Origin of the sequence: Sphaerisporangium viridialbum, from assembly GCF_049674955.1 — a bacterium.
GTDB classification, from domain to species: Bacteria; Actinomycetota; Actinomycetes; order Streptosporangiales; family Streptosporangiaceae; genus Sphaerisporangium; species Sphaerisporangium viridialbum.
Genome location: NZ_CP187232.1, coordinates 9615550 through 9640100, shown reverse-complemented (window position 1 = coordinate 9640100; position 24551 = coordinate 9615550). Strand labels below are relative to the sequence as shown.

26 protein-coding genes are annotated in these 24551 nt (G+C 69.8%); 13 read left to right on the top strand and 13 right to left on the bottom strand.

All coding sequences use genetic code 11. From position 1 onward, the window contains the following. The first annotated feature begins 262 nt into the window (after window positions 1–262). Window positions 263–1543 (top strand): ferredoxin reductase family protein, encoded by a 1281-nt coding sequence (locus ACOZ38_RS43385; RefSeq protein ID WP_424536641.1) that lies wholly within the window; start codon window positions 263–265, stop codon window positions 1541–1543. A 4-nt stretch (window positions 1544–1547) separates the two neighbouring features. Here ACOZ38_RS43385 and ACOZ38_RS43380 read toward each other — a convergent pair whose 3' ends face one another. Both ACOZ38_RS43380 and ACOZ38_RS43375 read right to left on the bottom strand, forming a co-directional pair. Next, window positions 1548–2042, bottom strand: coding sequence for a hypothetical protein (locus ACOZ38_RS43380; protein ID WP_424536640.1), 495 nt, complete (start codon window positions 2040–2042; stop codon window positions 1548–1550). Between the two features lie 267 nt (window positions 2043–2309). Further along, the gene (locus ACOZ38_RS43375; RefSeq protein WP_424536639.1) at window positions 2310–3299 is read right to left on the bottom strand and encodes a glutathione S-transferase family protein; all 990 of its coding nucleotides are present in this window, start codon (window positions 3297–3299) and stop codon (window positions 2310–2312) included. Between the two features lie 849 nt (window positions 3300–4148). Here ACOZ38_RS43375 and ACOZ38_RS43370 point away from each other — a divergent pair. The 4 genes from ACOZ38_RS43370 to ACOZ38_RS43355 all read left to right on the top strand — a co-directional run bounded on the left by ACOZ38_RS43370 (window position 4149) and on the right by ACOZ38_RS43355 (window position 6621). Continuing rightward, entirely contained in the window at window positions 4149–4853 is a 705-nt protein-coding gene (locus ACOZ38_RS43370) for an ANTAR domain-containing protein (RefSeq protein ID WP_405142417.1), read from the top strand. A 62-nt stretch (window positions 4854–4915) separates the two neighbouring features. After that, a complete protein-coding gene (locus ACOZ38_RS43365; protein ID WP_424536638.1) occupies window positions 4916–5272 on the top strand; it encodes an STAS domain-containing protein in 357 nt (118 codons plus the stop codon). Window positions 5273–5293: 21 nt separating this feature from the next. After that, entirely contained in the window at window positions 5294–6367 is a 1074-nt protein-coding gene (locus ACOZ38_RS43360; RefSeq protein WP_424536637.1) for a quinone-dependent dihydroorotate dehydrogenase, read from the top strand. Between the two features lie 50 nt (window positions 6368–6417). After that, on the top strand, window positions 6418–6621 hold the full coding sequence (locus tag ACOZ38_RS43355) for a heavy-metal-associated domain-containing protein (protein WP_363913691.1): 204 nt from the start codon (window positions 6418–6420) through the stop codon (window positions 6619–6621). Here the strand turns inward: ACOZ38_RS43355 and ACOZ38_RS43350 are convergent. The 4 genes from ACOZ38_RS43350 to ACOZ38_RS43335 all read right to left on the bottom strand — a co-directional run bounded on the left by ACOZ38_RS43350 (window position 6618) and on the right by ACOZ38_RS43335 (window position 10814). After that, on the bottom strand, window positions 6618–8309 hold the full coding sequence (locus ACOZ38_RS43350) for a beta-N-acetylhexosaminidase (protein ID WP_424536636.1): 1692 nt from the start codon (window positions 8307–8309) through the stop codon (window positions 6618–6620). The genes ACOZ38_RS43355 and ACOZ38_RS43350 overlap by 4 nt on opposite strands. Before the next feature lie 53 nt (window positions 8310–8362). Continuing rightward, on the bottom strand, window positions 8363–9211 hold the full coding sequence (locus ACOZ38_RS43345) for an N-acetylmuramoyl-L-alanine amidase (protein WP_424536635.1): 849 nt from the start codon (window positions 9209–9211) through the stop codon (window positions 8363–8365). Between the two features lie 93 nt (window positions 9212–9304). Further along, a complete protein-coding gene (locus ACOZ38_RS43340) occupies window positions 9305–9553 on the bottom strand; it encodes a hypothetical protein (RefSeq protein ID WP_358550474.1) in 249 nt (82 codons plus the stop codon). Between the two features lie 172 nt (window positions 9554–9725). Next, entirely contained in the window at window positions 9726–10814 is a 1089-nt protein-coding gene (locus ACOZ38_RS43335; RefSeq protein WP_405142408.1) for a LacI family DNA-binding transcriptional regulator, read from the bottom strand. 209 nt (window positions 10815–11023) lie between these two features. Between ACOZ38_RS43335 and ACOZ38_RS43330 the strand changes: the two genes are divergently transcribed. Then, window positions 11024–11668, top strand: coding sequence for a TetR/AcrR family transcriptional regulator (locus tag ACOZ38_RS43330; protein ID WP_424536634.1), 645 nt, complete (start codon window positions 11024–11026; stop codon window positions 11666–11668). 297 nt (window positions 11669–11965) lie between these two features. Here the strand turns inward: ACOZ38_RS43330 and bldC are convergent, their stop codons facing one another. Together bldC and ACOZ38_RS43320 are read right to left on the bottom strand one after the other, a co-directional pair. Continuing rightward, complete coding sequence (bldC, locus tag ACOZ38_RS43325; RefSeq protein ID WP_013133571.1) at window positions 11966–12169, bottom strand: developmental transcriptional regulator BldC; 204 nt, start codon at window positions 12167–12169, stop codon at window positions 11966–11968. A gap of 321 nt (window positions 12170–12490) precedes the next feature. Beyond that, window positions 12491–13369 (bottom strand): hypothetical protein, encoded by an 879-nt coding sequence (locus ACOZ38_RS43320; RefSeq protein ID WP_424536633.1) that lies wholly within the window; start codon window positions 13367–13369, stop codon window positions 12491–12493. 182 nt (window positions 13370–13551) lie between these two features. Here ACOZ38_RS43320 and ACOZ38_RS43315 point away from each other — a divergent pair, with 182 nt between their 5' ends. Both ACOZ38_RS43315 and ACOZ38_RS43310 read left to right on the top strand, forming a co-directional pair. After that, window positions 13552–14655 carry a Glu/Leu/Phe/Val family dehydrogenase gene (locus ACOZ38_RS43315; protein ID WP_405142400.1) on the top strand — a complete coding sequence of 368 codons (1104 nt, stop codon included), beginning with the start codon at window positions 13552–13554 and terminating at the stop codon, window positions 14653–14655. A gap of 150 nt (window positions 14656–14805) precedes the next feature. Next, window positions 14806–15030: a DUF3073 domain-containing protein gene (locus tag ACOZ38_RS43310; protein ID WP_405142398.1), complete on the top strand. Its 225-nt coding sequence runs from the start codon at window positions 14806–14808 to the stop codon at window positions 15028–15030. A 312-nt stretch (window positions 15031–15342) separates the two neighbouring features. Here ACOZ38_RS43310 and purM read toward each other — a convergent pair whose 3' ends face one another. Continuing rightward, a complete protein-coding gene (purM, locus tag ACOZ38_RS43305) occupies window positions 15343–16371 on the bottom strand; it encodes a phosphoribosylformylglycinamidine cyclo-ligase (RefSeq protein WP_424536632.1) in 1029 nt (342 codons plus the stop codon). 43 nt (window positions 16372–16414) lie between these two features. Next, window positions 16415–17851: an amidophosphoribosyltransferase gene (gene purF / locus ACOZ38_RS43300; protein WP_405142394.1), complete on the bottom strand. Its 1437-nt coding sequence runs from the start codon at window positions 17849–17851 to the stop codon at window positions 16415–16417. A 200-nt stretch (window positions 17852–18051) separates the two neighbouring features. On the opposite strand from purF, the gene ACOZ38_RS43295 reads away from it, so the two are divergent. Further along, the gene (locus tag ACOZ38_RS43295) at window positions 18052–18660 is read left to right on the top strand and encodes a hypothetical protein (RefSeq protein ID WP_424536631.1); all 609 of its coding nucleotides are present in this window, start codon (window positions 18052–18054) and stop codon (window positions 18658–18660) included. Window positions 18661–18665: 5 nt separating this feature from the next. Here the strand turns inward: ACOZ38_RS43295 and ACOZ38_RS43290 are convergent, their stop codons facing one another. Beyond that, window positions 18666–19112: a sterol carrier family protein gene (locus tag ACOZ38_RS43290; RefSeq protein WP_424536630.1), complete on the bottom strand. Its 447-nt coding sequence runs from the start codon at window positions 19110–19112 to the stop codon at window positions 18666–18668. 126 nt (window positions 19113–19238) lie between these two features. Between ACOZ38_RS43290 and ACOZ38_RS43285 the strand changes: the two genes are divergently transcribed. Beyond that, window positions 19239–21314 carry a PhoX family protein gene (locus tag ACOZ38_RS43285; RefSeq protein WP_424536629.1) on the top strand — a complete coding sequence of 692 codons (2076 nt, stop codon included), beginning with the start codon at window positions 19239–19241 and terminating at the stop codon, window positions 21312–21314. Between the two features lie 159 nt (window positions 21315–21473). Here the strand turns inward: ACOZ38_RS43285 and ACOZ38_RS43280 are convergent, their stop codons facing one another. Next, complete coding sequence (locus ACOZ38_RS43280; protein ID WP_424536628.1) at window positions 21474–21674, bottom strand: DUF397 domain-containing protein; 201 nt, start codon at window positions 21672–21674, stop codon at window positions 21474–21476. A gap of 13 nt (window positions 21675–21687) precedes the next feature. After that, window positions 21688–22500, bottom strand: a complete 813-nt coding sequence (locus ACOZ38_RS43275; RefSeq protein ID WP_424536627.1) for a DUF5753 domain-containing protein — start codon at window positions 22498–22500, stop codon at window positions 21688–21690. Here ACOZ38_RS43275 and ACOZ38_RS43270 point away from each other — a divergent pair. The 3 genes from ACOZ38_RS43270 to ACOZ38_RS43260 all read left to right on the top strand — a co-directional run bounded on the left by ACOZ38_RS43270 (window position 22387) and on the right by ACOZ38_RS43260 (window position 24551). Next, window positions 22387–22752, top strand: a complete 366-nt coding sequence (locus ACOZ38_RS43270; protein WP_424537198.1) for an ATP-binding protein — start codon at window positions 22387–22389, stop codon at window positions 22750–22752. The genes ACOZ38_RS43275 and ACOZ38_RS43270 overlap by 114 nt on opposite strands. A gap of 111 nt (window positions 22753–22863) precedes the next feature. After that, entirely contained in the window at window positions 22864–23451 is a 588-nt protein-coding gene (locus tag ACOZ38_RS43265) for an RNA polymerase sigma factor (protein WP_424536626.1), read from the top strand. After that, complete coding sequence (locus tag ACOZ38_RS43260) at window positions 23451–24551, top strand: CU044_5270 family protein (RefSeq protein ID WP_424536625.1); 1101 nt, start codon at window positions 23451–23453, stop codon at window positions 24549–24551. Before ACOZ38_RS43265 ends, ACOZ38_RS43260 begins: the two co-directional genes overlap by 1 nt.

Here is a 24551-nt window from a genome sequence, read left to right as displayed (position 1 = left end):
TGCGCGACCTCCAGAAACCGGGAGAAGCGCCCGTCCGGCCGAGGCTACGAGAAGTACCCGCCCGGCCGAGACCGCGAGAAGTGGCGGCTCGGACGGGATGGGGAGAAGTACCCGCCCGGCCGAGACCGCGAGAAGTGGCGGCTCGGACGGGATGGGGAGAGGACCCCGTCCGGCCGGGGCCGTGGGGGGCGCGCGGACGCGGCCGCGCGCCAGGCGCTCCCCGGCCGGACGGCCACCCGCCCGGGGAGCGCATCGGACCCTGGTGCTCGTCCTGATCTACGGGGGAGCGGCCCTGGCGACGGCGGGATGCTGGTCCGGCCTGGCCTCGGTCGCCGGGCTCGCCGGCTGGCTCGGCTGGGCAGGACGGCTCACCGGCCTGCTCGCGGGCTACGCCTGCGCCGTCCTGCTCGGGCTGGTGTCGCGTGTGCCCGTGCTGGACCGCGGGGTAGGCACCGACCGCCTGGCCCGCTGGCACGGGATGGGCGGCCGCTGCACCATCGTCCTGTCAGCGGCGCACATGGCTTTCGCGATCGCGGCCCACGTCGCCCGCTCGGGCACCGGCGTGGCGCGAGTGACGGTCACGCTGATCCTGGACGGCCCCGCCGTGCTGGAAGCGACCGCCGGCCTCCTGCTGCTGGCCGGTGTCGCGATCATCTCGGTACGGGCCGTCCGGCGCGGGATGAGGTATGAGATCTGGCACTACCTGCACTTCGTCACCTACGGCGCCGTCTTCCTGGCGTTCGCCCACCAGCTCACGGGCCCGGACTTCGCCGGGAGCGTCGTCGCGAGCGTGCTCTGGCGAGCCCTGTACGTCTCGGTATCGCTGGCCCTGGTCTGGTATCGCTTCCTCACCCCCGTGCGGCGCGCCCTGCGCCACCGGCTGCGGGTGGCCGGGGTCCGCCTGGAGTCGCCCACCGTGGTGTCGGTCTACCTGACCGGCGAGCGCCTGGACGAGCTCGGCGCGGAGCCCGGCCAGTTCTTCCGCTGGCGCTTCCTGGCCTCCGGCCTGTGGTGGACGGCCAATCCGTACTCGCTGTCGGCCCCCGCGAACGCGAGGTTCCTGCGCATCACCGTCAAGGCGGTCGGGGACCACAGCCGGGCGCTGGCCGCCCTGCGCCCCGGCACCCGCGTGTGGGCCGAGGGGCCGTACGGGGCGCTCACCGCCGCGCGCCGCCGCAGGCCCCAGGTGCTGCTCATAGGCGGTGGGGTAGGCATCAGCCCGCTGCGCACGCTCTTCGAGACGCTGCCCGGCCAGGTGACCCTGGTCTACATGGCACGCCGCGACGAGGATCTGGTGCTGCGCCACGAGCTGGACGCCATCGCCGCCGCGCGCGGGGCCACGGTCCACTACACCGTCGACGAGATGTCGGGCGGACGTACGGTGCCGCTGACCGGGCGTGCCCTGCGGACCCTGATCCCCGGGCTGGCCGTCCACGACGTGTACCTCTGCGGTCCCACCGGGATGACGATGGCGGCGCGTCACGCCCTCCGCCGCGCGGGTGTCCCGAACCGCCGCATCCATCTGGAGTGCTTCGACTTCTGAGCGGTTACTTGGACAGGTAGAGGACCTTCCAGGTGCCCGCGTAGAGGCAGTTCAGCGAGGGCTGGGCGGACTTGGCCTCGGAGCAGACCTTCAGCTCGACCTCGTACACGTCCGGGTAGCTGAAGGTGAAGGCCTTCGGCGAGCCGTACGTGCAGTCGCGGACGGTGTGGTGCTTGAAGGGCAGGTTGCCGGAGCTGTCGCGGTAGGTGATGCGGAAGACCGCGAGGCCGCACGACGAGCCGCGCGTGAGGTCAGTGACCTTGCCGGAGATCTTCACGGTGTCGGCGGTCGGGATGACCTCGTGGTCCTCGCCCGTGGCGGACAGGGAGCCGGAGGTCTTGGCCCGGTGACCGGGGGCGTAGTACGTGCCCCAGAGGGAGGAGGAGGCCGAGGCGGTGGCCGCGTCCGATGCGCCGGTGCCGGCCTGGGCGGCGGCGGGGGCGATCGCGACGAAGGCGGCGGCTACGGCGAGGCCGGTGAGGGTGCGGGTGATCGTCATCGGAGCGGTCCTCTCTGTTTCGTGATGACCGCAGTATGTGATCGGCCGCTTGCAATCGCCTTGACCCCCCGCTGCAAACGGGTATCAACCACCGTCCATCGGACGGCTATCGCCGTCGCGACCGGCCGTCGACTCGTGGCGCGCGTTGATCGTCGTCGATGCTGCCGGTGAGGAAGCGCTCGATGACCTGCCGTTCCTCGTCGGTGAACTGACCGAAGGCCGCCGACAGGTGGCGGGCGATGCCGGGCTCTCCCGGGGACCCGGCCGTCAGGACGAGAGGCCCTCGCGGCCGTGCGGGGCGTTCCAGTCGAGCAGAGGACCGGCCGGCACGATCCGGGTCGGGTTGATCTGCGGGTGGGTGCCGTAGTAGTGCCGCTTGATGTGGTCGAAGTCCGTGGTCCCCCCGAAGGCGGGGCGCTGGTAGAGATCCCTGGCGTACGCCCAGAGGTTCGGGTAGTCCACCAGGCGGCGCAGGTTGGCCTTGAAGTGGGTGACGTAGACCGCGTCGAAACGCGCGAGCGTGACCCACAGCCGTACGTCGGCCTCGGTGAGCCGGTCGCCGAGCAGGTAGCGGCCGGTGCCGAGGCGCTTCTCGAGGTCGTCGAGGGTGGCGAAGAGCTCGGCGACGGCCTCCTCGTAGGCCTCCTGGCTCACGGCGAAGCCGCAGCGGTAGACGCCGTTGTTGACCGTGGCGTAGATCCGGTCGTTCAGCGCGTCGATCTCCGGCCTGAGAGCGGCGGGGTAGAGGTCGACACCGGTGTCGGCCCACCGCTCGAACTGGGTGCCGAGGTCGATCGTGATGTCGGGGAAGTTGTTGCTGACGATGCGCCCGGTCTGACGGTCCCAGAGCACCGGCACGGACACGTGGCCGTCGTAGCCGGGGTCACTGGCCTCGTAGGCCTCGCGCAGCAGCGTGAAGCCGTTGACCGGATCGGCGGTGTACCCAGGGCCCTCGCGGAACGCCCATCCCCGGCCGTCGCGGACCGGGTCCACGACCGACAGCGAGACGACGTTCTCCAGCTTCTTCAGCGCCCTGACGATGATCGACCGGTGAGCCCAGGGGCAGGCTGACGAGACGTACAGGTGGTAGCGGCCCGGCTCGGCGGGGTAGCCGCTGCTCCCGTCCGCGGTCACCCGATCCCTGAAGCTGTACGGCGGCCGGGTGAAGTCGCCCTTGGCCCCGGTGGAGGACTTCAGCCCGTAGTCACCGTGAACGGAGAAGTCCACCGGGCTCGCGACAGCGGATGTGTTGGTCACCGATGTGGTCCTTCCTGTAAAGCGATCAGGCCGGGCGTCGTCCGCCGGAACCTGCCCGGTCTTCACGACTACACCATCGCCGTGAAGCGTGCCGTGGTGGGCCTCCTGCCCGGGCCTGCCGCCGAAGGCGCCTAAAATGGAAATATTCCTAATTAAAGCTCTGACCTGCGACTTTCCGCCCACGGGTGCGCCCGTGAGGGCCCTGCGCCGCGCCCGTGCCGCACGACGACCGGCCAGCGCATAGGCTGACAAGGCGTCGTAGTAGAAATGTCACAGAAGCCTCGAACATGTGATCTAATCCTGCTTGCGGCATCGCACACCCGTGCGGGGTCGCATGCATCTAATTGCATCCAGTAGTCGCGGAGCGAACCTGATCGCTCACCTGCGGCCACGCGCCCGTCCGAGCCACACTGCGCGGACGAGGACGCGGAAGCCGTACGAGCGAGGCCAACGCCGTTCGACACCTCGATTTTCGACCAGGTGGGTGAACCACTTGGCCAGAGTCATCGTGCCGCACTACGCTTTGTCGCAGATCATTCCGCCCTGTGTCCGCGGAGCTTCCTCAAATGGAGGTGGCACCGCCATTGGCACGGGCGTTGACCATGTCAAGCGCGCTGTGGCTCCGCACATCGCCGGCCGCGCTCGTCGATTTCCTCCGTCCGACGGACGGTGTGATCGGCGTTCCTGATTTCGCCCCCCGGATCCTTAGGCGATCCGGGTTGTTCGGGTTGTCACTCCCCGGCGCTCGCGAAAGCGGGACTGTTGTGCCCGATTTCGGGCAGATGCCATGCGATCACGCATGCCTCTCCATGAGCCGGCGCAGGGGTGAGGTTCTCAAGAGGATGGGAAATGACACGTATTGATCCGGAGTCCTTGGTCGCGAGCCTCAGAGGCGTGCAGAAGGCCTCGGAGGCCACCGGGGTCGTACACCACTTGGAACGCATCGTGCGCGTGGTGGACCGGTTGTTCGGCTATGCCGGGGCGGGTCTGATGTTCGCCGATGAGGGCAAGGCGCTGCGTTATCTGGTGACGACCGACGAGGCCGGGCGCAGCCTGGAGCACGCGCAGGCGGCGATCGGACGGGGACCATGCGTGTCGGCGTTCTTCAACAACGCCGCGGTGACCACGCGTGACGTCCAGACCGACGAGCGATGGCCCGACCTGGCCGAGCTGCTGCACCCGAGCGTGCGGGCGGTGGCGGGGGTTCCCGTACGCCTGGGGGACGGGCCGGTCGGCACCCTCAACGTCTACCAGGCAGAGCCCCACGACTGGGAGGAGTCCGACACCCAGGCCCTCCTCGCGTACGCGCACGTCATCGAGGAGGTGCTCGCGGCGGCGGTGAAGGCCGAGGAGAAGAGCGCGCTGGCCGACCAGCTCCAGTACGCACTCGACTACCGCATCGTGATCGAGCGGGCGATCGGGTATCTGATGGGCAAGCATGATCTGACCGCCGCCCAGGCCTTCACCGGCCTGCGCAAGCGGGCACGCGACAGCCGGCGCCGCGTCGCCGACCTGGCCGCGGAGATCCTCGGCGAACAGGCACCCCCGGCCTGAGGGCCAGGCCGATCGTGATAGTGATCACTTCGTACGATCCTCCGCCGCGGATGGCGATGGGGATGACTCTGCACGGCGACCTCGACTTCGAGGGCGCCGCGGAGTTGCGCCGGCACCTTCCCGTACTGCTCGCCCGCCACCGGCCGCTTCACGTGAACCTCGACCTGGCCCACGTGACCTTCCTCGACTGCTCGGGGGTCCGCGCGCTGAAGTGGCTGGACCGGTGCATGCGCGATCACGGTGGCACGCTCACGATCGTCCGGCCCTCGCGGCGGGTACTGCGCCTGCTCCGGCTGCTGGAGTTCGACCATCGGCTGAGCATCAGCCAGGAGGACTGGCATGACATCGTTCCACCGGAGAGCTGGAAGACCATCCGGCTGGCCTCGCCCCGGACGGACCGCGATCCGAGCCTCAACTGATCCCGGCTACCCTGATCGGTGATGTATCGACTGCTCTTCGCGCAGGTGCTCCGGCGGTTCGACGCCGAGACGGTGCACCATCTGACCATTCGCGCGCTCCGGGTCCTCTCGCTCGCCCCCGTCGTGAAGCGCCTGCTCTACCAGAGGCTGGCGCCACACGACGAGGCGCTCCGCATCCAGGCCTTCGGGGTCCACTTCCCGAGCCCCTTCGGGCTCGCGGCGGGCTTCGACAAGGACGCCGGCTGTGTGGAAGCCCTGGCGGCCTTCGGCTTCGGCCATGTCGAGGTGGGGACGATCACCGCCCACGCCCAGCCGGGCAACCCTCGTCCGAGGCTGTTCCGGCTGGTGTCCGACCGGGCGATCGTCAACCGCATGGGCTTCAACAACCGCGGCGCCCAGCAGGCCGCGCGGCGCCTGCGCAGGCCCCGCGGCCTGCCCGTGGTGGTCGGGGTGAACATCGGCAAGACCAAGGTCATCCCCGAGGAGCTGGCCGTGCGCGACTACGTCGCCAGTGCCAGGAAGCTCGCGCCGCTCGCCGACTACCTCGTCGTGAACGTCAGCTCCCCGAACACCCCCGGCCTGCGCAACCTCCAGGCGGTCGAGCTCCTGCGGCCGTTGCTGAAGGAAGTGCGGCAGGTCGCGGGGCGCACGCCACTGCTCGTCAAGATCGCCCCTGACCTCGCTGACGAGGACGTCGACGCCGTCGCCGACCTCGCGGTCGAGCTGGGCCTCGCGGGCATCATCGCCACCAACACCACCGTCGGCAGGGAAGGCGTGTCCAAGGCCGAGGCGGCAGTGGCGGCCGAGACCGGCGGGCTGTCGGGGCGGCCGCTCAAGGCGCGCTCGCTGGAGGTGCTGAGAAGGCTTCGCGCGCGGGTGGGCGACCGCGTCACCCTGGTCTCGGTCGGAGGCGTCGAGGACGTCGACGACGTCTGGGAGCGCCTGCTGGCCGGGGCCACGCTGGTCCAGGGCTACACCGGCATGATCTACGAGGGCCCGCTCTGGGCGTGGCGGATCAACCGCGACCTGTCCCGCAGGCTGCGCCGCCACGGTTACTCGTCGGTCCGCGAGGTGGTGGGCCGGGTCGGCGGCTAGCGCCGCCATGCCATACCCTGGTTGGGTACGCATGTGAGGAGGATGGACCCATGACCACCAGCACATACACCGTCACCGGAATGACCTGCGGCCACTGCGTCAGCTCCGTCAAGGAGGAGGTCGGCGAGGTGCCGGGTGTCACCGGCGTCGAGGTCGACCTCGGGAGCGGGCGGGTCGAGGTGTCGGGAGGCGGCCCCCTCGACGACGCGGCCATCCGCGCGGCGATCGAGGAAGCCGGCTACCAGGTCTCCTAGCCCAGGCTCGGGCGGGTGGAGTCCGCCGCGTGGGTGAGCTCCTCCAGGTGGCGCATCACCTCGGCCACCGCCACCGCGCCCGGCCGGTGCCGCCTGACGCCCGTGCCCCCGCGCTGCCACGGACGGGGCCCCGCCGGCGGCCGGTACTCCACGCCGTAGGCGTCCAGCCGGCCGAGATGCGCGGGCAGCGCCGCGGCGAAGCCCTCGGCGTCGCCCGACCAGGTCACCTGGGCCATGGCGCAGCCGCGCGGCCAGGCCCGGTAGTCCAGGGTGCGCCCGTCGGGGATGCGCTCGGTCCATAGCTGGAACTGCGCCCCCAGCACCCGGCCCGCCTCCGCCGGCGTCCACGACGCGGGCACGGGCTCGAAGGCCGCCACGTCCGCGACGGTGATCGTGTCGCCGATGGCCACCGGCTCCTCGGGCGACGCGGCCTCGGCGTAGTCGAAGTACAGGGGGAACACCGAGGTCGCCACGATGTCGTGCCCGGCGGCGGCCGCCCGCCGCCCGACCTCCACGCCCCGCCACGGCATGACGACCGTGTCCTCGCGGAGCATCCCGCTCACGAACGCCTCATCCCAGACCACGGCGCGCGAACCGAGGCCGGCCAGCACGTCGGCGAGCCCGCGCAGGAACCACGCGTGCAGGTCGCCGGGGGTGGCGAGCCCGAGCGACTCCCGATGGGCCTCGATCTCGGCCGAGGCCGCCCAGTCGTCGAGCACGCACTCGTCGCCGCCGATGTGGAAGTACGGCACGGGGCCGAGGGCCTCGACGATCTCCGCGAACACCGTCGCCAGGAAGTCGATCGTGCCGGGCAGCGGGGACAGGATCGCGGGGGAGATCCCCCAGCGGTCCAGCACGTCGTGCCGACTCGCCGGGTCGGCGCCGAGGTGCGGGTACGCGGCGAGGATCGCGGACGCGTGACCGGGGACGTCGATCTCCGGCACGACGGTCACGGCCCGCGCGCGGGCGTAGGCGGCGATCTCCGACAGGTCGGCCAGGGTGTAGAACCCGCCGTGCGGGGTGTCGTCGTACTCGGTCTCGCCGTGGAAGTGCCTGGTGGTGGTGCGTGCCCGGTGCGATCCGATCTCGTGCAGCAGCGGATGGGCCCGGCTCTCCACCCGCCAGCCCTGGTCGTCCGCCAGGTGCAGGTGGAGGCGGTTGAGCTTGTGGACCGCCAGCAGGTCGATCAGGCGCAGCACTTCACGCTTCGGCATGAAATGTCGGGAAACGTCGAGGTGGGCGCCCCGCCACGAGAAGCGCGGCGCGTCCTCGATCCGCCCGCACGGGACCGGCCACCGCGCGCCGGGCAGCGGCACGGAGCGGAATGCGTCGGCGGGCAACAGTTGCCGGAGCGTCTGGCCCGCGTACAGCGCGCCCGCCGCGCCCCCTGCGGCGATCCGTACGGCCTCAGGATCCACTGTCACGGCGTAGGACTCGGGACCGAGACTCAGATCAGGCTCGACGCTGATCGTGGCCTGGTGCGCCGTCTGAGCCCCGCCCGGAGCCGCGCCGGCCCGCGCGATGCCCGTGTGGTCGCCGTGGTCGCCGGGGCCGAGGTCGAGCACGGCGAGCGCCAGCCGTACGGCGTCGGCCAGATCGGCGGGACCGGACACCGCGGCGCGAGGGGTGAACTCGAACGAGCCTGGCGCGGGGTCGAGGACCTTCGGACGCGGGATCAGGTCAGTCATGCCCTAGATCATGCCAAAACGGCCGCCGTCGTCCAGCGGTGCCACCCACGGGGTCAGCCGAGGTACTTCTGCAGGCCTTCGGCGAGGGACGCGGCGATGCGCTGCCGGAAGGCGGGGTCCTTGAGCTTGGCGGCGTCGGTGGGGTTACGCATGTTGCCGGTCTCGATGAAGACCTTCGGCACCGTGGAGAGGTTGAGCCCGCCGAGGTCGCTGCGGAAGTCGAGCGCGTCCTTGCCGAGATACGTGGAGTAGGGCATGCCCGTGCCGGACTTGTACGCCTCGCGCAGCGCGAGGCCGAGCTTCTTGGAACGCCCCACCACGGGGTCGACCGGCCCGTTGATCTTCTTCGGCATGATGATGTGGAAGCCGCGGCCCGAGGCGGGGGCGCCGTCGGCGTGGATCGAGACGGCGGCGTTCGCGTGGGCCTTGTTGCCGATGGCCGCGCGCTGGGTGATGCACGGGCCGACGCCCGTGTTGCTGTCGCGGGTGAGCTCGACGGTGGCGCCCTTGGCCTTCAGCAGCTTGACCATGCGGTTGGCGACGTCCCAGGTGAAGGCGGCCTCGGAGTAGCCGTCGTTGGTGGCGGTGCCCGTGGTGTCGCAGGGCTTCCACTCGGTGAGGACGTCGACCTTCTTGTTGACGACCTCGGGGTGCCGGTAGTTCCCGCCGTTGTGGCCCGGGTCGATCACGATGACCTTGCCGGCCAGCGGCTTGGCGGGGGACGGCGTGCCCGCCGTCGCCGCCCGTGCCGAGCTGGACGCGGGTTGCGCCGCGACGCTTCTCATGTCGGCGGTCCGGGGCCCGGCGGCCTCGGCGGCGCTGGTGCTCGCCGCTCCGCCACAGGCTGAAGCGCCCAGCCCGCACAGGGCCAGGAACGTTACGGCCAGTGCTCGACTGGTCACGATGATCCCCTTCGAAGACGACCTGTCCGCACTCCAACCTACGCGTATCCGCGTGGTGGACCGGCCGCTATGCGAAACGGGGACGAGCGGGGGCTACCAGGCGGGCTCGCCGAGATTCTGCTTCTGGAGCAGCGCGGCGAGTTCCCTGGCGTCCTCGGCGTCCAGGCCGAGGACGACGCGCGGGCGGCCCCACGGATGGTCGATGGAGTGGGCGACGTAGCTGGCGACCGACTCGGTCGAGCCCTCGTCGTCCTTCCCCCGGGTGGCCCGCCAGTGCGCCCACGCACGCTCTAGCTCGGCCGCCGCGCGCTGCGCGCAGGAGACCAGTTCCGGATCACGCATGTCTACCCCCCGGTCAGACGCCGGCCGCCTGGCCCGGCGGGCACTGCCTGCCCACCCGCTGCCCCCATGACAAGCGAGCGTTCCAGCCCTTTTGGGACCGGTCCGGCACGCCGGGGGGCCGGCGCCTGCTCCGAGTCAACACGGGGACGGCGCCGTTTCCGTGGATGTTGACCTACCCTTGGGGATCACTTGGAGCCGGGCCGGTGCTGTGTCGCACCACCAGGCGCGGCGTGACCTGGCGCAGCCTCGCCAGCTTGCCCGGGTCGGTGATGCGGTCGCTCAGCAGGGCGGCGGCCGACCGTCCCATCGCCCGTCGCGGCTGGTCCAGCGTGGTCAGCGAGATGTGGTGCACGGCGGCCAGGTGGGTGTTGTCGTACCCCACGACCGACAGGTCCTCGGGGACGCGCAGCCCCAGCTCACTCGCCGCGACCAGCACGCCGAGGGCGACGACGTCGTTGGCGGCGAAGATCGCGGTGGGGCGCGGGTCGCGCTCCAGCAGTGCCCTGGCCGCCCGGCGGCCGCCCTCCTCGGTGAAGTCGCCGTGCTCGACCATGATGTGCGGGGCCAGCGCGTGCCTGCGCATCGCGACGAGGTAGCCCTCGCAGCGGAAGCGCGCGGACGACGACGGCGTGCCCTCGATGTGCGCGATGCGCCGGTGGCCGAGCTCGACCAGGTGGTCGACCGCGAGGCGGGCGCCGAGCTGGTCGTCGTCCACGACGATGTCCACGCTGTCGAGCTCGACGTCGCGCTCGCCCACGACGACCGTGGGCGTGTACGCCGCCGCCTCGGCGAGCGTCTCGCTGGACGGCGCGACCCCGAGCAGCACGAGGCCGTCCACCCGGAGCTCCAGGAAGGCCTCGACGGCCTCCTCCTCGAAGGCGGGGTCCCAGCGGCCGCTTCCGATCAGCAGCCGGAGGCCGTCACCGTGGAGGCTCTCCTGCAACCCGTCGAGGAACTCGGCGTAGAACGGGTTGTGGAGATCGGCCACGAGCGCGCCGACCAGGTGGGTGCGCCCCTCGACGAGGCTGCGCGCCACGGCGTTCGGCCGATAGCCGAGCTCTCTGGCCGCCTGTAACACCGCCTCACGCCGGTGTTCGCTGACGTGCGGGGACCCCCTCAGCACCAGGGAGACCAGCGACTTGGAGACGCCCGCGCGTTCTGCAACGTTCCGGATCGTCGGCCGGGGGCGCGGCCCGTGGGCGTCGCCGAGCCCGGACTCGGTCGCGCCGAGATCGGAAGGGTACCGAGCGGTCGTCTGCATGGACGGTCCTGACATGGTTCTCCCCACGCTGAGTGGATGTGCACCTGTCAGACCAAACGATCGAGTCGCGTTGAGGGTACGGGTGTCTTGTGCGCCTCGGCAGATGGTCATCGGGGCTGCGCTTATTGGGCACCGCCTCCGATAGTGTGCGCATTGTGGGTGCGACATCAAGGGCCCCAGGTGAGCGGGATGGCTCCGGCACCGGGGACATGCGTCCAGCACGACGAAGGCTGAGCGTCGACCGCCGCCGCGAAGAGCTGATGGCGGCGGCACTGGAGCTTTTCAGCAAGCACGACGCGGAAGACGTGTCGATAGACGACGTGGCCACGGCCGCGGGGGCCTCACGGGCGCTCGTCTATCACTACTTCGGGGGAAAGCAGGAGCTGTACGTCGCGGCGTTGCGCAGCGCGGCGCAGGAACTGCAGGAGATGCTCCGCCCCGTGAACGGCGGCACCGCCATCGAGGGGCTGGCGGCGGGGCTCACACGCTACTTCGACTTCGTGGAGGACCACGCGGCGGGGTTCGCGGCGCTGCTCCGCGGAGGTCCCGCGAACCGCGCGGGCGAGGTGGGCGAGATCGTCGAGGGCGTGCGCCGGCGCCTCTTCAAGATGATCATGAATCAGATGCAGGTGAGCGAGCCGACCCCGGTGTTGCGCACGACGCTCAGGTCCTGGATCGCCTCGGTCGAGACGGCGGGGCTCGACTGGCTGGAGAACCGCGACATAGAGCGCGCGACCCTCGAACGCCTGCTCGTCGACCAGATGGTGGCCCTGCTGGGGGTCGCCGCCCAGCACGACGGCCTGGCAGGCGGGTCGCTCCCGGAGCTCGGACGAGGGCCCGGGGAGCCGGGTTAGATCTTCTCTGGCGGCGGGCGGGGACCGGTGGATAGGGCTTCCGTGCGGCGGAGGCCCTAGATCCGATTACCCACCGGGACGCACCCGCACCGGCCTGGTGAGGTGGCGCCGGGCGGGCGGCGCCTCCCACACCTGGCCTATGGCCTCGGTCACGGTCACTCGGGCGCGCAGTGGGGGCCGTACGGCCCCCGGAGGCCCAAGTCCGCCTCACGTGGTCATGGGTGTGTGGTTGGACGCGCTCACATACGTGACGCGAGCGCGCCGGTTCTCCCCCCTAGGTCGGTGACGGTCCCCGCCTCACTCCGACCGCTGCTGCGGGATACCCGCGAGCAGCGCACGGACCTCGGTCTCCCGGTAGCGCCGGTGACCGCCAAGGGTGCGGATGGACGTCAACTTGCCCGCCTTCGCCCACCGAGTAACGGTCTTGGGGTCGACGCGGAACATGGTGGCGACCTCCGCCGGGGTGAGCAGTGGCTCGGCCTCGGGTGTACGAGCTGACATTTGTGCGGCCTCTCCTCCGTGGACCGGCGACAGCGATCCTGCGACTTGTGTTGGCGCTTGTCACGGATGTCCCACAATGATCCAATTCATACGGATTTTTCTGGACCATGTGCGGTATCACCCGATGTGACCATACAGCCACGTAGAGCGATTGGCGAGCCCTCTAAGTACAACGCCTTGTCCACGGGTTGATGTCACGCTCGGTGATTCTAGCGACACGTTTCGTGGTATCGCAGTGAAAACGGCAAACTACTCAGTTCGCAGAAGCGAGCTGGTGACTCCCGTTACCTACTTTTGCAGGTCACGTCGAGGATTTGCGGTTCAGTTCGCCGATTCGAGGGCTTGTATTGACTTCCAGCGCACGATCACTCGCTGATACATGGCGAAGGCCAGTTCTTCTTGACCCGTGTCCAACCCTGTGAGGGCGGCGGCGAGCTCCGCGGCGGACTGGTCGCCCTGGAGTGTCGCGTCGTCCATCAGGTGGACGAGACCGCCGTAGTCGAGCTCGACGAGAGAGTGCGGATGGAACTCCTCCAGCCACCGCCCGACCTCCTCGACCTCGGCCAGGGTGCTCACGTCGCCGACGTGGCGGCGGATCACCACGAGGGCCCGCGCGACCCTGCGCCTGGCCTGCGCCATCGAGGTGACGTACAGCAGGTTCCTCGCGGGGGCCGTGGTCGTCGGGGCCGTGGGCTCTGTGGCCGGCTCCTCCGGGCGGCCGAGGACGAGCCAGCGCTCCGCGGAGTCGAAGGGCACGAACCAGGGGGCCGGGATGTGCCAGGTGCTGGTGCGGATGTGCGTGCGCAGGGCCGACGAGTTGCCCTTCTGCTTGAACCTGTCGAAGTCGTCGGCCGTCTGCTCGGCGATCGCCCGGGGAACGAAACGGTCGGCCAGCTTGATCGGCGTGGCGCCCCGGAACCGGGCGAACGCCAGCCACGACCGCAGCCTGCTCTGCCAGGGGCAGACGTACAGCGTGTCCTCGATGCGCCGCAGGTAGGCGTTAACGCTCTCGCCGCCGGGCGCGGGCATGGCCGAGACGCCCAGGAGCCGGCGGACGGCCTCCGAGTGCTCCGCCTCAAGGGCGAACGCGCGGCGCGGCCGGTCCTTGGAGTCGGCGTATCTCGCCCAGAGGGCGCGGTCGCGCTCGGTGAACGCGGACAACGGCTCGTAGACGCGGAGATAGGCGGCGTAGGGCAGCACATCTCGAATGGTGCCACGGAGCGGCGAGCCGACGCGAGCGAGCGGGCGGGTGGCGCCGCGCGCGGCACGCCGGGTGTGTCGCGATCTGGACGATCATGGTTAGGGCAAGAGCAGCTAGATAGGGTGGTTCCCGGGATCCGCCGCGACGAGGCGGCGGACGAGATTGACCGGGAGTCACCATCGTGACCGACGTCTTCGGGCTGTCCCACAAGGACGCGAGCCCATCGATCGGACAGGCAACACACGAGCAGGTCGTCTTCTGCTCGGACGACCGCAGCGGCCTCCACGCGATCATCGCGATCTACAACACGGCCCTCGGTCCAGGGCTCGGCGGCACGCGGTTCTACCCGTACGAGAACGAGCAGGCGGCGCTGGAGGACGTTCTCAACCTCTCGCGCGCCATGGCGTACAAGAACGCACTGGCGGGGCTCGACCTCGGCGGGGGCAAGGCCGTGATCATCGGCGACCCGGCCAAGGACAAGAGCGAGGCGCTGCTGCGCGCCTACGGCCGCTTCATCCAGTCGCTCGGCGGGCGCTACTTCACCGCGTGCGACGTGGGCACCTACAGCGAGGACATGGACATCGTCGCGAAGGAGTCCTCGTTCGTCACCGGGCGCACGGTGGCCAACGGCGGCGCGGGCGACTCCTCGATCCTCACGGCCTACGGCGTGTTCCAGGGGATGCGGGCCGCCAGTGCGTACACCTACGGCGCCTCCAGTCTGCGCGGCAGGCGTGTGGGCGTCGAGGGAGTCGGCAAGGTCGGCTACCGCCTGGTGGACCACCTGCTGGAGGACGGCGCCGAGGTCGTGGTCTGCGACGTGAGCGAGCAGGCCGTCGAGCGGGTCAGGAAGGTCCACCCCGAGGTCCAGGTCGTGGCGGACGCCGAGGCGATGAGGGCCGCGGACATCGACGTCTACTCTCCGTGCGCGCTGGGCGGCGCGCTCGACGACGGCACGGTCGCGGGGCTCCGGGCGAAGATCGTGTGCGGAGGGGCCAACAACCAACTGGCCCATCCCGGCGTGGAGAAGCAGCTCGCGGAGCGGGGCATCCTTTACGCTCCGGACTACGTCGTGAACTCCGGGGGCGTCATCCAGGTCGCCGACGAGATCCAGGGCTTCAACATGGACCGCGCCAGGGTAAAGGCGACGCAGATCTTCGACACGACGTTGAAGATCTTTTCGATCGCTGATGAGGAAGGGGTCCCGCCGGCTGCGGCGGCCGATAGGCTGGCGGAGCGCAGAATGTCGGAAGTCGGACGGCTTAGGGGTATTTGGCTGGGCCGCTGACTGCGGACGCCCTTACGGCGTACCGAGCGGCGCGCAAAACAGGTACGGTTGTAGTCGAACGAGAGCTGACGCCGGAAGTCAGGCGGCGTCAGCGCGTGGTGCGTTAGCGACGAGGGGTCGGGCACGACCCCGCATGAGGGGGTCGAGCCGATGGGGCGCGGCCGAGCCAAGGCCAAGCAGGTGAAGGTTGCACGCCAGCTCAAGTACAACAGCGGCGGCACCGATCTTGACCGTCTTCGCGAGGAGCTCGGAGTCAATCACGACTCCAACCAAAACGATGATGACGTCGTTGACGATGAACTGGCCGATCGGTACGCCGATTACGCCGGCGATGTCGACGACGATGACGAGGACGACAGGTCCCGTCGCCGGTAGGCGATTTTCGGGTTGACGCAGGAAGGCACCCGGTGAGCAGAGGCTCGCCGAGTGCCTCCTTCGCGCGCTCGAAGGCTCCTTGCCATGCTGCATGGCGAGGAGCTTTTCGTCGTGTTCGTGGAGCTCTTCGCCCCCGTTCGGTGGTGACCGAGATCACTTTGCCGTGCGGCGAGCCCTGCGGGGGGCGTCCGGGCGTGCCGTCCGGGTCGTCGCCGACCGGTTCCGGCCGGATGTCCGCTTGTGGCCATCGAAGTCGCCTGTCCCGTAACCGAGTCCGGAGAAGGCCCACTGACCTTCTCCGGACCTCTCTGGTCAGGCCTTGAAGCGGGCCTCGCCCGCACCCGGGACGATCTCGCCGAGGACCCACGCGTGCTGGTCGTGCTCACGCAGAGTGTTCAGGGCGGCCTCGACGGCGTCCTGCGGCACGATCGCGCACATGCCGACGCCGAGGTTGAACGTGCGGTCCATCTCCTCCTGGGCCACCCCGCCATACCCGGCGATGACCTCGAAGATCGGCTGCGGCGTCCACGACGAGCGGTCGAGTATGGCGTCCACCGAGCCTGGCAGTGACCGGGCGAGGTTGGCCGCCAGCCCGCCGCCCGTGATGTGGGCGAAGGCGTGGACCTCCACGGCCCTGGTGAGGCCGAGGCAGCCGAGGGAGTAGATGCGCGTGGGCTCCAGCAGTTCTTCGCCCAGCGTCCGGTCCAGTTCGGGGAGCGACGCCTCCAGCGCCAGGCCGGCCGTACGCAGGACGTGGCGCACCAGGGAGTAGCCGTTGGAGTGGACGCCGGAGGAGGCGAGCCCGAGGACCACGTCGCCCGGCCGCACGCGCTCGGGACCGAGCAGCTCAGAGGCCTCGACCACTCCGGTGCCCGCTCCGGCGAGGTCGTACTCGTCCGGCCCCATGGCTCCGGGGTGCTCCGCGGTCTCGCCGCCGACGAGGGCGCAACCGGCCAGGCGGCATCCCTCGGCGACCCCGCCCACGATGTCGGCGATGCGCTCGGGGACGACCTTGCCGCAGGCGATGTAGTCGGTCATGAACAGCGGCTCGGCCCCGCACACCACCAGGTCGTCGACGACCATGCCGACCAGGTCGATGCCGATCGTGTCGTGCTTGCCCAGCGCCTGGGCCAGCATGACCTTGGTGCCCACGCCGTCGGTCGAGGTCGCGAGCAGGGGCCGCTTGAAGCGCAGCAGGGCCGACACGTCGAAGAGCCCGGCGAAGCCGCTGGCGTCGTCCACCACCTCGGGACGCCGGGACCGCGCCACCCGGGACTTCATCAGCTCGACCGCCCGGTCGCCGGCCTCGATGTCGACGCCCGCCGCGGCGTAGCTGGTCATGAAGCCTCCTTCGTCGGCCCCTGTGCCAGGGCGCTCCGCCGCGTCACGCCTTGGCCTCCAGGACGAACTTGCCGACGTTGTCGTTGTCGATCGGGATGGGGTAGTGGCCGTCGAAGCAAGCCCGGCAGAGCCGCTCGGCGGGGAGCGTGGTCGACTCGGTCAGGCCCTCAAGAGAGATGTAGCCCAGCGAGTCGGCGCCGATGGAGTCGCAGATCTCCTGCACGGTGCGGTGCCCGGCGATCAGCTCGGCCTTGGTGGCGAAGTCGATGCCGTAGAAGCACGGCCAGGACACCGGCGGCGAGGAGATGCGCACGTGGACCTCGACCGCGCCGGCCTCGCGGAGCATCTTGACGATCGCCCGCTGCGTGTTGCCACGCACGATCGAATCGTCCACCACGACCAGGCGCTTGCCCGCGATGACCTCCCGAAGGGGGTTCAGCTTGAGCCTGATGCCGAGCTGGCGGATCGTCTGCGACGGCTGGATGAAGGTGCGGCCGACGTAGGAGTTCTTCACCAGGCCCTGGCCGTACGGGATGCCGCTCTCCTCGGCGTATCCGATGGCCGCGGGCGTGCCGGACTCGGGGGTCGGGATCACCAGGTCGGCCTCGACCGGGTGCTCGCGGGCCAGCCTGCGGCCCACCTCGACCCGCGTGGCCTGGACGCCGCGTCCCGCGATGGTGGTGTCGGGACGGGCGAGGTAGACGTACTCGAACAGGCAGCCCTTGGGCTCGGCCAGGGCGAAACGCCGCGAGCGCACGCCGCGCTCGTCGATCGTGAGCAGCTCGCCAGGCTCGATCTCGCGGACGAGCGCGGCGCCGACGATGTCGAGCGCGGCCGTCTCGGAGGCCACCACCCAGCCGCGCTCCAGGCGGCCGAGGACCATCGGGCGGATGCCCTGCGGGTCACGGGCGGCGTACAGGGTCTTCTCGTCCATGAAGACCAGGGAGTAGGCGCCCTTGACCTGCGGGAGCAGGTCGGCGGCGGCGTCCTCGATGGACTTGCTGCGATCCTGCGCGAGCAGGGAGGTCAGCACCTCGGTGTCGGTCGTCGCCCTGATCGACCCGGCGGGAAGCCGCTCGGCGAGCTCAGGGGTGTTGATCAGGTTGCCGTTGTGGGCCAGAGCGAGCCCGCCCCCGTCGGTGGAACTGAGGGTCGGCTGGGCGTTCTCCCAGACGCTGGAGCCCGTCGTGGAGTAGCGGCAGTGCCCGATGGCCAGGTGGCCGCGGAGCGTTCCCAGGACCGACTCGTCGAAGACCTGGGCCACCAGGCCCATGTCCTTGTAGACGAGGATCCTGCTGCCCTCGCTCACCGCGATGCCCGCGGACTCCTGCCCGCGATGCTGCAGCGCGTACAACCCGTAGTAGGTGAGTTTGGAGACGTCCTCCCCTGGTGCCCAAACGCCGAAGACGCCACAGGCGTCCTGCGGCGGTCGGTCACGGGGGTCAAGGTCATGGCCTAGCCTGCCGTCGCCCTTTAGCACGTGCTTCAGTCTAAGTTGGGCGTCTCGGTGCCTGGTAATCCGGGTCCGATCGGGCAAGACGTGTCGACCCCCGGCCATGCCGTCCCTGACGGTCATGGGGCAAAGATCCCTGGATTTTTGCCGTGTCGGCTCGGTGCGCCGGGGGATGCCGGGGGAGAGTTGGGCTTCAGGCATGCCCATACAGGTCGAAAGAGCAGACCGTGACGACACCTGGCGATCCGAACTACCCCCACCCGTGGGGTGACGACCCGCGCGGCCGTCATGCGTCCAGCCAGCCCCCGTACGGTGAGCCTCCTGGAGGGTACCCGCCGGGCGATCAGCCTCCCCACGGCGGCGAGCCCCCGGGCGGATTTCCACCGGGCGGTCAGCCTCCGTACGGGGAGCCCCCGGGAGGGCAGCCGCCGTACGGCACGCCGCCCTACGGAGGTCCGCCCTACGGAGGTCCGCCTCCCTACGGGCAGCCACCGCCGGGCGGCTGGCCGGCCGGGGGAAGCCGAGGGGGCGGGCTCGGCACGGCGGCCCTGGTCCTCGGCATCGTCAGCCTTTTCCTGCTGCTCATCTGCGGCATCGGGGTGCTGACCGCGATCGCCGGTCTGATCGTCGGCTTCATGGCCGTGTTCAAGAACTCCAACAAGGGCCGCGCGATCGTGGGCATCGTGCTCAGCGCGCTCACGCTGATCCTGGCGCTCATCGGGTTCGCCTGGTTCCTGAACAACTTCCAGGAGTGCTTCGGCCTGCCCACGCAGGGCGAGGCGCAGCAGTGCGTGGAGCGGAAGCTGGGAGTGAACGTCCAGACGCCTTCACCATGACCCGCTCAGGAGCTGTGCAGGGGCAGGTGCTCGGAGAGGTCCGCACGGGCGCCGCTGGCGCTGATCTTCCCCGCCTGCATGGCGTCGTCCCAGGTGACACGGCCGGTGGCGAGCTCCAGCCAGGTGCGCGGATCGGTCTCGACGACGTTGGGCGGCGTGCCACGGGTGTGCCGGGGTCCCGCCACGCACTGCACCGCGGCGTACGGCGGCACGCGCACCTCGACCGTCCGGCCAGGGGCGCTCTCGGCCAGGCGGTCGAGCAGGTGACGCACGGCGAAGCGCGCGAGATCGCGCTCGGGGCGGACCCCTTCCTCGTAGAGGCGGAGCACCACCTGCACGGCGGCGTCGGGCGCCTGCGGCGCCGGGCCGTCGTAGGGATGCTCGCCCAGCTCGGCGAGCTGGGAATCCAGCGCGGCACGTACCTTTTCGACATCAAGCTTGCGAGTGGACACACGTCTATCCTGCCCGGTGCCCTTCGGCGGCACCGTTCATCTGGACGGCAGGCGCGGTTCACCTGTTGTTGTGCTCGCGCAAATACGGTCCGGCTACGGCACCCCTCGTACCACCTTGGAGGATCTGTGGCGAACACGTCGCCGCGCAGGACGCTCACGTTGCTCTCCACTCCTCGCGGCGGTGGCCGCGACGCCATGACCTGCCAGTTTCGCTGTGGCAACGCCTGCGCGCACGAGGTATCGAACACCAGTGACAACCCGTACTTCAACGACCTGCTGACGAGCACGCTCTCGCGCCGTGGCGCGATCAGGGCGGGAGCCCTCGGCACGCTGGTGGCGACCGTGGGCGTCGCGGGCACGGCGGCGGCCGTACCCGCCGCCGCCGACCCGGGCACGGAGGCGTTCGGGCGGGGCGGCTCCAAGGGAGGCCTGCGGTTCGCCTCCGTCGCGCCGAACTCCGAGGACGCGCTGACCGTCGCGGACGGCTACGCGTCGGCCGTCGTGGTGCGCTGGGGCGACCCTGTGCTTCCCGACGCCCCCGCGTTCGACTTCGACAACCAGACGGCGGAGGCGCAGGCCAAGCAGTTCGGCTACAACTGCGACTACGTGACCTTCTTCCCGCTGGGCTCCGACCGGGGCCTGCTCTGGGTGAATCACGAGTACACCGACGAGAACCTCATGTTCCGCGGCTGGACCAGCGGTGACAGCGCCCCGCTGGAGCAGATCAAGATCGGCCTCGCGGCGCACGGCGGATCCGTCGTGGAGATCGAGCGCGCCGGGCGTACCGGGCAGTGGAAGCTCGTGACGCGCGGGCGCCGCCGGTACAACCGGCGGATCACCGCGCAGACCCGCATGCGCTTCTCCGGCCCTGCGGCGGGCTCCGGCCTCCTCAGGACCGCGGCCGACCCGCGCGGCACCACCGTGTACGGCACGCTCAACAACTGCTCGGGCGGCACCACGCCGTGGAACACGGTGCTGACCGGCGAGGAGAACTGGAACCAGTACTTCGTCGGCGGCAACGGGGTGCCCGAGGCCCAGAAGACCTACCTCACCCGGTACGGCGTGAGCACCACCACGGCCATCCCCAGCGGGAACCGGCGTTTCGACCGGGTCGAGGAGCGCTTCGACCTCGCCAAGCACCCGCAGGAGATCAACCGATTCGGCTGGGTCGTGGAGATCGACCCCTTCGACCCCGAGGGCACGCCGATCAAGCGCACCGCCCTCGGCCGGTTCGCGCACGAGGCCGCCACCACCACACTCACCCGGGACGGCCGCGTCGCGGTCTACATGGGCGACGACGGCCGGTTCGAGTACATCTACAAGTTCGTCTCGAAGGACCGCTACATCAAGGGCTTCGACCGGCACAACCGGGAGCTGCTGGACGAGGGCACGCTGTACGTGGCCAAGTTCACCGGTGACAGCCCGGCCACCGAGATCGACGGCACGGGCAGGCTCCCGGCCGACGGCGCCTTCGACGGCTCCGGCACGTGGATCCCCCTGGTCAGCGGCAACAGGTCCTTCGTCCAGGGCATGACCGCCGAGGAGGTCCTGGTCTACACCCGCGTGGCGGCGGACAAGGCCGGCGCGACCAAGATGGACCGCCCGGAGGACATCGAGCGAAACCCGGTCAACGGCGCCATCTACGCCGCGCTGACCAACAACACCAACCGGGTCGCCGCCCAGGTGGACGAGGCCAACCCCCGGGTGTCCAACAAGCACGGCCACATCCTGGAGATCGTCGAGGAGAGGAACGACGCGGGTGCGACGTCGTTCAAGTGGGCGCTCCCCCTCGTCTGCGGGGACCCCGCCGACCCCTCGACCTACTTCGGCGGGTACGACAAGACCAAGGTGTCGCCGATCTCCTGCCCGGACAACGTCACCTTCGACGCCGAGGGCAACCTGTGGATCGCCACGGACGGTAACGCGCTGGGCAAGAACGACGGCCTGTTCGCGATGCCGCTGGCAGGGCCCGAGCGCGGCCACGTGCGGCAGTTCCTGACGGTGCCCTACGGCGCGGAGACCTGCGGGCCCCTCGTCAGCGAGGACCAGCTCAGCGTCTTCGTCGCCGTCCAGCACCCCGGCGAGATCACCGGCGCCACGCCGGACAACCCCTCCAGCCACTGGCCCGACGGCGGCACGAGCCAACCCCGCCCCTCGGTAGCCGTCGCCTGGCACGAACAAGGCAAGAAAATCGGCTCCTGACCCGAACGCCTCCCGACCGGATCCACGGCCTCCCAGGGCCGTGGATCCTGGCCGGCTCTGGGTATGGGCCTCGACTCCGCGCGCTGGGCGCGCTCCGGCTCGGGCTGTGTTTTCCCATGGGGCTCCGCCCCCTTCGACCCCTGCGGACCTTCACCCTGCCTACAGGTCGAAGTCGCGACCTTTGACACCGGCGATGAAGGCACGCCACTCCGGTTGCGTGAAGACCAGCTTCGGCCCGTCAGGATTCTTGGAGTCCCGGACAGCGATGACGTCGGACAGGTTGGTCGCGACTTCGACGCAGTCATTGCCATCGCCGCTACTGTGCGTGCTCTTGCGCCACTCGGCACGGGACAAATCCATTGTCGCCTCACAGTTAGTCGAGCAAGGTGGACAGGTATGTGATCGACGCGTCGACGCTGAGCGCGGATGCGCATAGGTGCTGAAATACGAGCGTATAGCGGTTGACTTGCTCGGTCTCCTCCAAATAGAGGCCGTCTGTCGCCGTCTCCAGATACACCACGCTCCGATCGGTTGGATCGGGGAAATCAAGGATCACGAAGTGTCCTTTCAAGCCCGCATGCGGCCCGGCCGACATCGGCAGCACTTGGAGCTTGACGTGCTCCAAGGGGCTGGTGCCGATCAATTTGCGGAGCTGGGGCTCTCGTACCCCGGGGGGTAGACGAAGGAGCGCCGCTTCGTCGATGATCGCCCACAGCTGAGGTGGATCGCTTCGGATGAGAATCTGCTGACGTTCCAAGCGGGCTTCCACACGCCTCTCGATCTCCCGGGGCTCCCTGATCATTGCCGATCGAGTGATTTCCGCCGTGTACTCGGCCGTTTGGAGCAGGCCGGGAATGAGGCCGAGCTGGAAGGTGCGGATTGAGGAGGCCTCGGCTTCGAGTCCTACGTATGAGCCGGTCAGAACATCTTTGTACGCGCTCCACCAGCCCCGTTTACGCGCGTCGCGGGCCAGCGTCACCATGGCTTCGACCAATGTCGCATCTGTGACGCCGTACAGGACGCACAACGCTCGGACATGGTGAACGTCAGGGCGCTTCGTGAGGCCGAGAGCATCGGCAAAGCCCGCCGAGTCGTCCAGGAAGTCCTCATCCAGTGGGGTGCGTACGATCTCGTCGACGACGTGACTCTGGTCGTCACCGAACTTCTCACCAACGCCGTCCTCCATGCCCGGCCGCCGATCACCCTGACACTCCGCTTCACCGGGAACGTCCTCACGGGCGCGGTCACCGATCATGGCGACATCTGGCCGTATGGCGATGGGCGAGGATGCCTGGAGGATGACGAGCACGGCCGGGGACTCCAGATCGTCGCAGCTCTCACCGATCGTTGGGGTGTCGATCCCGGACCAGGACCAGGCAAGACGGCGTGGTTCGGCTGCCTTGCGCGACCGCCGGCCATGCCCGCTTCGAGCTCTTAGGACGTTCGCCAGGGCCGCTTCGGACCATTGGGGGCCGGCTGTGCGTGAAGCCGGATCGGGGGTGCGCCGAAGTAGTGGTGTCCGAGGTTGTCCGCCGAAGGGTTCGCATGCATGTCAGCCCCTGCTCAAGACTCAGCGCCTCCGATCGAGGTCACCGACGCCCGCCTGATAGAGGAATCGTGGTGCCACCCCGAACGGTTCGGCGTGCTCTTTGACCGCTATTTCGAGACCATCCACCGCTATGTGCACATGCGCTTAGGAGAGTCGGCCGCCGACGACATCGCCGCGGAGACCTTCCTGCGCGCCTTCCGCGGCCGGGAACGCTATGACATCGGCCGCCCCAGCGCCCGGGCCTGGCTGTACGGCATCGCCTCCAACCTGGTGGCCGACCATCGGCGTGGTGAGGCCAGGAGGTACCGGGCGCTGGCCAGGAGCGCCGAGCCCGCAGATGTCGCCAGTCACGACGACCGCGTGGTCCAACGCGTGTCCGCGGCCGTCATGCAGCCGCGGCTGGCCGCCGGCCTGGCCCGGCTCTCGGCCGGAGACAGGGACGTTCTGATGCTGGTCGCGTGCGCTCAGCTCAGCTATGAGGAGGTGGCCGACGCCCTCGGCATCCCTCGGGGGACGGTCGGCTCGCGGCTCAACCGCGCCCGCAAGAAGCTCCGCAAGGTCATCGGTCCCTACGAGGAGGCACTGTGATGAACGATCTCCAGACGATCAAGGCACACCACGACGGCCTGCCGGGGCCGGCTCCCCAGGCCGCCGCGCGAGCGTGGGACAGGCTGGCCGCCGAGGTCGAGGCTGAACGAGCCGGTGGCGGCCGCCGTAAGCCGGATCGGCGCTCGCCTGGCGCCGGTCGTGGACGCATCGCGCTGCGGGCCGGGGTAGCCGTGGGGCTCGCGGCGGCGGTGACCGTGGGGGTGATGGCGGTGCGCGGAGGCGACGGCGCGTCTCCGTTCGGGACCCGTCCGGCCGACGCCGCGGAACTGCTTCGGCACGCGGCCGTGGTGGCGGCCACAGAGGATCCGCTTCCGCGACCAGATCAGTTCGTCTACGTCGACAGGAAGGACGTCACCTGGCAGTTCGGCTACAGCCGGCGTGGCGGGAGGCACGCGTACACGCAGGACGTTCGGCGCGAGGTGTGGATCCCGGCCGCAGACCCCGGCAAGGCCCTGACGCGCTCCACGTATGGGGAGAAGCATGGCAGCGGCGGCCCTGGCGAGATGGACGTGCGGCCTTCCGGAGCGGTGGAGTACCAGCGCCCCGGCCAGTGCCAGGTGGACGTCGCGCGAGCGCCGTCGCCCGATCTCAGCGACGTCCCGACCGATTCAGACGGGCTTCTCGCGAAGGTCCGCGAGGAAGCGGAAGCGGTCGTCCGCGCCGAGAAGCCCGCGCCGGGGGAGGCTCCGCCGAGCGGCGGCCAGATCGACCGCCGGATCGAGAGAACCGTCGTGATGAAGCTCGTTCTCCTGGTCGAGAACCCCTTCGCTTCTTCCCGGATTCGCGCCGCGGTCTTCGGCGCCCTGTCGGGGATGCCCGCCGCGACCGTGGTGCCCGATCTCGCCGATACGGCGGGCCGCCATGGCGTGGGGGCCTCGATCAGGTACGAGGGCCCCGACGGCTGGGAACGCGCGGAGTTCATCTTCGAGCGGGAGACGTACCGGTTCCTCGGCTGGCGGACCTGGATCGAGAGAGGTACCGAGGAGACCATGCTCGGCGGCACGGCGGTGATGGCGACCAAGGTGGTCGATTCCATGCCGGAGGTTCCCGAGAACGCCGGCAAGCCCGCGTTCTGCTAG

Excerpts from the sequence above, each read along its gene's own strand:
- ACOZ38_RS43380 (WP_424536640.1), bottom strand. The coding sequence starts at position 2,042 with ATGACGATCACCCGCACCCTCACCGGCCTCGCCGTAGCCGCCGCCTTC.
- ACOZ38_RS43370 (WP_405142417.1), top strand. The coding sequence starts at position 4,149 with ATGACACGTATTGATCCGGAGTCCTTGGTCGCGAGCCTCAGAGGCGTG.
- ACOZ38_RS43365 (WP_424536638.1), top strand. The coding sequence starts at position 4,916 with ATGACTCTGCACGGCGACCTCGACTTCGAGGGCGCCGCGGAGTTGCGC.
- ACOZ38_RS43360 (WP_424536637.1), top strand. The coding sequence starts at position 5,294 with ATGTATCGACTGCTCTTCGCGCAGGTGCTCCGGCGGTTCGACGCCGAG.
- ACOZ38_RS43355 (WP_363913691.1), top strand. The coding sequence starts at position 6,418 with ATGACCACCAGCACATACACCGTCACCGGAATGACCTGCGGCCACTGC.
- ACOZ38_RS43350 (WP_424536636.1), bottom strand. The coding sequence starts at position 8,309 with ATGACTGACCTGATCCCGCGTCCGAAGGTCCTCGACCCCGCGCCAGGC.
- ACOZ38_RS43340 (WP_358550474.1), bottom strand. The coding sequence starts at position 9,553 with ATGCGTGATCCGGAACTGGTCTCCTGCGCGCAGCGCGCGGCGGCCGAG.
- ACOZ38_RS43335 (WP_405142408.1), bottom strand. The coding sequence starts at position 10,814 with ATGCAGACGACCGCTCGGTACCCTTCCGATCTCGGCGCGACCGAGTCC.
- ACOZ38_RS43330 (WP_424536634.1), top strand. The coding sequence starts at position 11,024 with ATGCGTCCAGCACGACGAAGGCTGAGCGTCGACCGCCGCCGCGAAGAG.
- bldC (WP_013133571.1), bottom strand. The coding sequence starts at position 12,169 with ATGTCAGCTCGTACACCCGAGGCCGAGCCACTGCTCACCCCGGCGGAG.
- ACOZ38_RS43310 (WP_405142398.1), top strand. The coding sequence starts at position 14,806 with ATGGGGCGCGGCCGAGCCAAGGCCAAGCAGGTGAAGGTTGCACGCCAG.
- purM (WP_424536632.1), bottom strand. The coding sequence starts at position 16,371 with ATGACCAGCTACGCCGCGGCGGGCGTCGACATCGAGGCCGGCGACCGG.
- ACOZ38_RS43280 (WP_424536628.1), bottom strand. The coding sequence starts at position 21,674 with ATGGATTTGTCCCGTGCCGAGTGGCGCAAGAGCACGCACAGTAGCGGC.
- ACOZ38_RS43275 (WP_424536627.1), bottom strand. The coding sequence starts at position 22,500 with ATGGAGGACGGCGTTGGTGAGAAGTTCGGTGACGACCAGAGTCACGTC.
- ACOZ38_RS43265 (WP_424536626.1), top strand. The coding sequence starts at position 22,864 with ATGTCAGCCCCTGCTCAAGACTCAGCGCCTCCGATCGAGGTCACCGAC.
- ACOZ38_RS43260 (WP_424536625.1), top strand. The coding sequence starts at position 23,451 with ATGAACGATCTCCAGACGATCAAGGCACACCACGACGGCCTGCCGGGG.